At 35.0% G+C, this 6,000-nt stretch carries 5 protein-coding genes; all 5 read left to right on the forward strand.

Features of this window, described 5'->3' with window-relative positions; all coding sequences use genetic code 11:
• Positions 1–174: 174 nt before the first annotated feature.
• The 5 genes from EC501_RS12455 (at position 175) to EC501_RS12475 (ending at position 5,610) form a co-directional block, all read left to right on the forward strand.
• Positions 175–942, forward strand: coding sequence for a metallophosphoesterase family protein (locus EC501_RS12455; protein WP_158599711.1), 768 nt, complete (start codon positions 175–177; stop codon positions 940–942).
• Between the two features lie 111 nt (positions 943–1,053).
• Positions 1,054–1,503 carry an SACOL1771 family peroxiredoxin gene (locus EC501_RS12460; protein ID WP_122972629.1) on the forward strand — a complete coding sequence of 150 codons (450 nt, stop codon included), beginning with the start codon at positions 1,054–1,056 and terminating at the stop codon, positions 1,501–1,503.
• Between the two features lie 30 nt (positions 1,504–1,533).
• Positions 1,534–3,522 carry an ABC1 kinase family protein gene (locus tag EC501_RS12465; protein WP_122972630.1) on the forward strand — a complete coding sequence of 663 codons (1,989 nt, stop codon included), beginning with the start codon at positions 1,534–1,536 and terminating at the stop codon, positions 3,520–3,522.
• A 173-nt stretch (positions 3,523–3,695) separates the two neighbouring features.
• Positions 3,696–3,740, forward strand: coding sequence for an erythromycin resistance leader peptide (locus tag EC501_RS18820; protein WP_122972634.1), 45 nt, complete (start codon positions 3,696–3,698; stop codon positions 3,738–3,740).
• A 412-nt stretch (positions 3,741–4,152) separates the two neighbouring features.
• Positions 4,153–5,610, forward strand: coding sequence for an Msr family ABC-F type ribosomal protection protein (locus EC501_RS12475; RefSeq protein ID WP_122972631.1), 1,458 nt, complete (start codon positions 4,153–4,155; stop codon positions 5,608–5,610).
• The last annotated feature ends 390 nt before the right edge of the window (positions 5,611–6,000 follow it).

Genomic DNA, 6,000 nt, shown 5'->3' on the forward strand with positions numbered 1-6,000 from the left:
TTAACAAGGAAAAATTGGCTTAAAATAAAGAAAACGCTCTAATATTTATAGATATAAAAAATTTGCGAATTGAATATGATATAGTAAGAATAAAGAACTTGAAAAGTTATAAAAGTATAATCAAATCATACGTATCAATATTAAAAAGCTTGTTTTTTAAATGGGGTGTGTGCATTGGAGAAAGTTTTTGCTATAGGAGATATACATGGTTGTTATAATCTTTTGGAAAAATTGTTAGACAAATGGAATCCAAATGAGGAACAATTAGTATTTTTAGGAGATTATATTGATCGTGGTCCAGATAGTGTGAAAGTGATTAAAAAAGTAATGCAGCTAGTAGAAGACTATGATGCGGTTGCTTTAAGTGGGAATCACGAACAGCTCTTTTTAAATTGGTTAGAAAAACCTGACGACCTTTCGGAATTTTATTTTAATCCAAAGGTTGGTGGAGCTGCTACCGTTCAAAGTTTTTATGATGCCCCAACTTTCTCAATCGTTTCTGATCATTTTTCAGTAAAGGAAATTACGGCGAAGATTCAAAAAGAAAATAAAGAAATAATCGAGTTTATGAAAAATTTAAGAAGATTTTATTTATGGGATCCCTATCTTTTCGTTCATGCAGGAATATCGGCTAATGTAGAAAATTTTCGTGAGTCGAAAAAGGATGACTTTTATTGGATTAGGGAAGAGTTTTTCAATGTTCCCCATTTAGCAAAGGAAATTGTTGTATTTGGACACACACCAACCGTATTATTAAATGAAGACAAATCAAGTAACGTTTGGGTTTCATCTTGTCAAAAAAAGATTGGTATAGATGGTGGGGGAGCTATCTATGAACGAGGAAAGCTCCATGGTGTTATTTTTACAAAAGGTTCTACCCAATTAACGATTCATTCTGTTGGGTTAACTTCAGATTTAACAACGACCACAATTGAAATTTAATACATGGAGGATTCACTTTATGTGGATCCTCTTTCTTACATTTTGGTGGGTTTTTACTTCTTATCATTGTTAAATGGGTGGTATAGTTAAAACTAGAGAGGTGGGAAATTTATGTCAAATGCAGTTGAACATGTTTTTAAGCTCCAAACAGGATGGGATGGAGGAAGAAATGATACAGGTGAGATTGCCTGTGAAAATTTAAAAACGACGATATCAATTCCAAAAGAAATGGATGGTCCTGGAATTGGAACAAATCCCGATGAATTATTATTAAGTGCCGCAGCAGGTTGTTATATGATTTCCCTTGCAGCGATTTTAGAACGGTCGGATATAAAAGCAAGATTATCCCTTCAATCAGATGGTGTTGTACAAGTGGAAAATAATATATTTACATATAAAAGAATTATTCATCATATTGAAATATTCCTTCATGAGGCCAATGAAAGTAATGTGCGCTTAGCTAATCGATTGGCTATGAAAGCGGAAGAAAACTGTATGATTAGTAGAGCGCTAAGAGGCAATGTAGAAGTGCAGGTGGATTGTTCTATAAAGTCTTTGTAACTTATATCCTAAAGAAAGCGGGTGAGGGGAATGAGCATTATAATACCAATCGTTCAAATATTATTCGTATCCATTTTCATCTTTTTTGTTAGTGGGCGATTAATTGGTTCTAATGTGAATATTTTTAAGCGACTCTTTTCTGTTTTCATTAGTGTCTCTTTTACAACTTTTATCTTTTGGTATACGTACTTAAGAGGAGCAGAACATTCTTTAAATACAATTAAAAGTGTGATGAATGTTTCTACTTTATTGTGGATCGGTAGTATGCTCCTTATTTCGATGCTTATTTACTTATTCTTTGAATTATTTGATCCGATTGCATTAAATGATAGTAATGGTAGAAATGTTGGGAAAAAATTTATTATTAAAAGAATTATCGGCTATTGGCGTCATCAAAAAAGATTACGAACCGTTTTAAGTATTGCTGTAAAAAATGGCATTACAAGAACAATGAAATATGCTAGAAATCGAGATTCAGATCGGGAATTAGCTATCGCCTTAAGGGATACCCTTGAACAATGTGGCGGTATTTTTATTAAGTTCGGACAAGTGCTTTCGACACGTAAGGAATTCCTATCCCCGATTTTTATAGAAGAACTGGAGAAATTACAAGATAATGTAACACAGCTTTCTGAAAATCAAGTAAAAGAAACATTGCAGCAAAATTTGCGCGGTGAAATAAATGAAGTATTTTCCTATTTTAATATGAAGCCGATTGCTGCTGCGTCTATAGGGCAAGTCCATAGAGCGATTTTACGGAAAACAAATGAAGAAGTTGTCGTGAAATTGTTACGTCCTGAAGTAAAGGAAATTATGCGAGAAGATTTAAGCATTTTAATGGAATTTGCTAATTGGGTCACAAGTAAATCCCAATGGGCGGAAAACCTTGGTTTTAGAGACTTAGCAGAAGGATTTGTTTCTTCATTACGGGAAGAAATCGATTTTAAAATAGAAGCTCGTAATATGATCCAAATCCACAATGTAATGAAAAAGAGTGATTTAAAAGTAAAGATTCCAAAGGTATATGAAGAATATAGTAATGAAAATATTTTAATAATGGGATTGGCAACGGGCGTTAGCTTAGGAAATCTTGCCCAATACGATATCGACAATCGTCATGAAATAGCGGAAACTTTACTTTTCTCTTATTTAGAACAAGCTTTAGTTTCGGGGATTTTTCACGCAGATCCCCATCCAGGTAATATTCATTACGATTTAAATACTGGGGAAATTACTTTATTAGACTTCGGTGCTGTTTGCCGCCTGTCAGCTGCTCAACAAGAAGGGTTGAAACTATTTTTTATTGGGATTCAACAAAATGATGCTTCGATTTTATATGATGGAATCTCCCTATTAGTGAAAAATACGAGGGAAGTAGACCGACTTGAGTTAGAGCAAGCCATCAGTCAAATTATTTTAAAAATCTCTTATGTTGAACGGATTCGAACAGATGAAATTATTTATTCAATTTTTACAGTGATTCGAGATTTCGGACTACAATTTTACCCATCAGTTAGTGTGGCGTTACGAGTGATTGTTACATTAGATGGAACGTTAAGAATTATTGATCGCAATTTCAATATGTTTGAAGAAGCGAAATTGTTTTCAAGTAGTTATTTAAAACTAGCGTTGAAAAAACCGTTTAAAGAACCGAGGGCAACTAAGGACCGTTTGGAAGAAGAGTTAGCTTTAATTATACCGAATTTAAGGAAGATTCCTCGACGGGTCGACCAATTGTTTAAAAAGGTTGAAGATGGAAAGGTAATATTGCATCACGATATCTTCTCAGATAAAAATAATGCCAAATTTATTACCCATTTGTTTTCGAAGTTTGTCTTACTTTTAGTCGGGATTACTTTTGGTGTTATTTCGGTTGCGTTGTTAGCCATTTCCCAATTCATCCATTCAGCATATGCCATTTATTTAAATACCGCATCATATTTAGGTTTGTTCCTATGTGCTGTTTTACTTGTTCGATTATCAATACAAGCTATTCGAGATATGAAACGGATGGAATAATAATTAATGATGAACTACTTTTTACTGTAAGGCTTCTCCATTTACATCTGGAGAAGCTTTTTGATTTGATTGGTAAGTTAATCGTAGAGGATACATCACTTTATCTTGACTGTATTAAAAAGGCTATTCTATAATTAACACTGTATTTAGCTGTTAAGGAGGATTATTAAAAAATGACCCATTCAATGAGACTTCGTTACCTATCTTTGAACAAATAATTGAATATGTTCAAAGGCTCTGTTTTGTGTATACAGAGTAGATGGGATAAGTCTGTCCTTTTTTAATAATCTTCATCTCATAAAAGACTGTTGATTTTAGTCTCGTGAGGAAATGAGCGATGTATTTTCATAACTACTTTAAAAGTAGTTCATATGATTAATTAGAAAGGTAGATTTTTCTACCTTTTTTCATTAGTTATAATCGAGAAATTTCTACATTAATGGAAGATGGTTTCCCTTTACTCTAAAACACAGGCATGCCGCCTGTGTTTTTTGTTGTTTACTAACATATTAAATGAGTTGGAGGAAGGACAATGCAATTTTTATTATTTTATTGATACGAGCTTGGCATTGAAGCTCGTATCGATTCTAGCTATCGATACGAAAAAACTATTTTTCGGAGGTAGCAAAGATGGAACAAATTTGTTTTGAATTACAACAAGTAGAAGTAACTTTTTTAGATAAAGAAATTTTAAAGATAGAAAGATTAGCGATACATCAATTTGACCGAATCGGAATTGTCGGTAAAAATGGTGCAGGGAAAAGCACTTTACTAAAATTATTAGCAGGTATCGTCCAACCAGCAAAAGGTAAAATTCACCGTCATATAGAGAGTGGATACTTTGAACAACTGGAAGCCCCATCAACCATTGAAGCGGACGTGGCGTTACTTGGAAAGTTAGGTGTTCCAAAAGATTCCCATCAGTTAAGTGGTGGGGAGCAAACCCGATTGAAACTTGCCCAATTGTTTACCCACTATTATGAAGCGTTACTCATTGATGAACCAACAACCCACTTAGATCAAGAAGGTATTTCCTTTTTACTTGATGAATTGAAGTATTACTATGGGGCTCTCGTTTTAATTAGTCATGATCGGGCTGTTTTAGATGAACTAGTGACAACCATTTGGGAAATTGAAGAAGGGGAAGTTCATGTATATTCGGGGAATTATAGTGAATACTTGGCACAAAAAAAGGTAGAACAGCAACTGCAAAGGCAAGCCCATGAACAGTTTATAAAAGAAAAGGGGCGTCTTGAAAAAGCTGCGCAAGAAAAAATGAAAAAAGCAGAAAAGGTTGCGCAAGCTGGTCGCCTGTCGAAAAAAGAAGCAAAAGCTAAGCCAAATAAGTCCTTTATGACCAAATCGAAAGGTACAAGTCAAAAATCAATTCAGCGAGCAGCAAAGGCTATCGAACAACGAATGGAGAAACTACAAGAAGTGGAAGCGGTTAAAGAAGATAGACCAATCGTTTTTCGGCAGTCAAAAGCGATAGAGTTGCATAATAAGTTTCCAATTATGGCTGATCGTTTTACGCTTCAAGTTAAGGATAAAGTATTACTAAATGAAACCAGTTTCCAGCTACCTCTTGGTAAGACAGTCGCGATTACGGGTAGTAATGGTAGTGGGAAAAGTACGTTGCTTTCACAAATTGCAAACAAGGCTTCTGAATTAACCATTTCTCCAAAAGCGAGAATTGGATATTTTCATCAATTGAGCTATCAATTTATAATGGATGAAACCGTTTGGGAAATGGTAAAAAACAGTTCGGGTTACGATGAAGGACTTTTGCGTAGTGTTTTACATTCCATGCAGTTTGGCGGCACAGATCTTCAGAAAAATGTTAAGTCATTAAGTGGTGGCGAAGCAATTCGTTTGAAACTATGCCAATTATTTTTAGGAGAGTATAATATTTTATTGTTAGACGAACCGACCAACTTTCTAGATATTCAAGCAATTGAAGCATTAGAAAACTTTATAAACGCTTATGAAGGGACGATTATACTCGTTTCCCATGATCGTACATTTATTGAACGGGTAGCTGAACAAGTATATGTTATTGAAGATCTTCAGCTAAAATTGAAAGACTAATAGGAAAGAAGTAGAGATTTTATCTCTGCTTCTTTTTAATGTGCGCCCGGCATGCTTATGAACTATAGGGTGCAAGTCCCGAACCCCGAAGACTGAAGTAGAGGTTAGCTAAGAGCAAGGGTGTCCGTGGCGACGCGGAATCTGAAGGAAGCTGGAGGCAAAACACCGGTCCGAGGAACACGAATCTCATATAAGGCTAGGTATGATTGAATGAGTTTGCATTACAAAACAAAGTCCTTCTGTCGAAGGTCATATCAAGTAAATGAGGAGGATAGATGGTGTGAAAGTGCATACGCTTACCCGGGGAGGTCTGACAGAAACGTGAAGTACCCTTCATAACCTACTTGGAGACAAGTAGCTGAACTGTCAGAAGTCAGCAGAGGTCATAGT

It is taken from the genome of Lysinibacillus halotolerans, assembly GCF_003711845.1.
GTDB lineage: Bacteria > Bacillota > Bacilli > Bacillales_A > Planococcaceae > Ureibacillus > Ureibacillus halotolerans.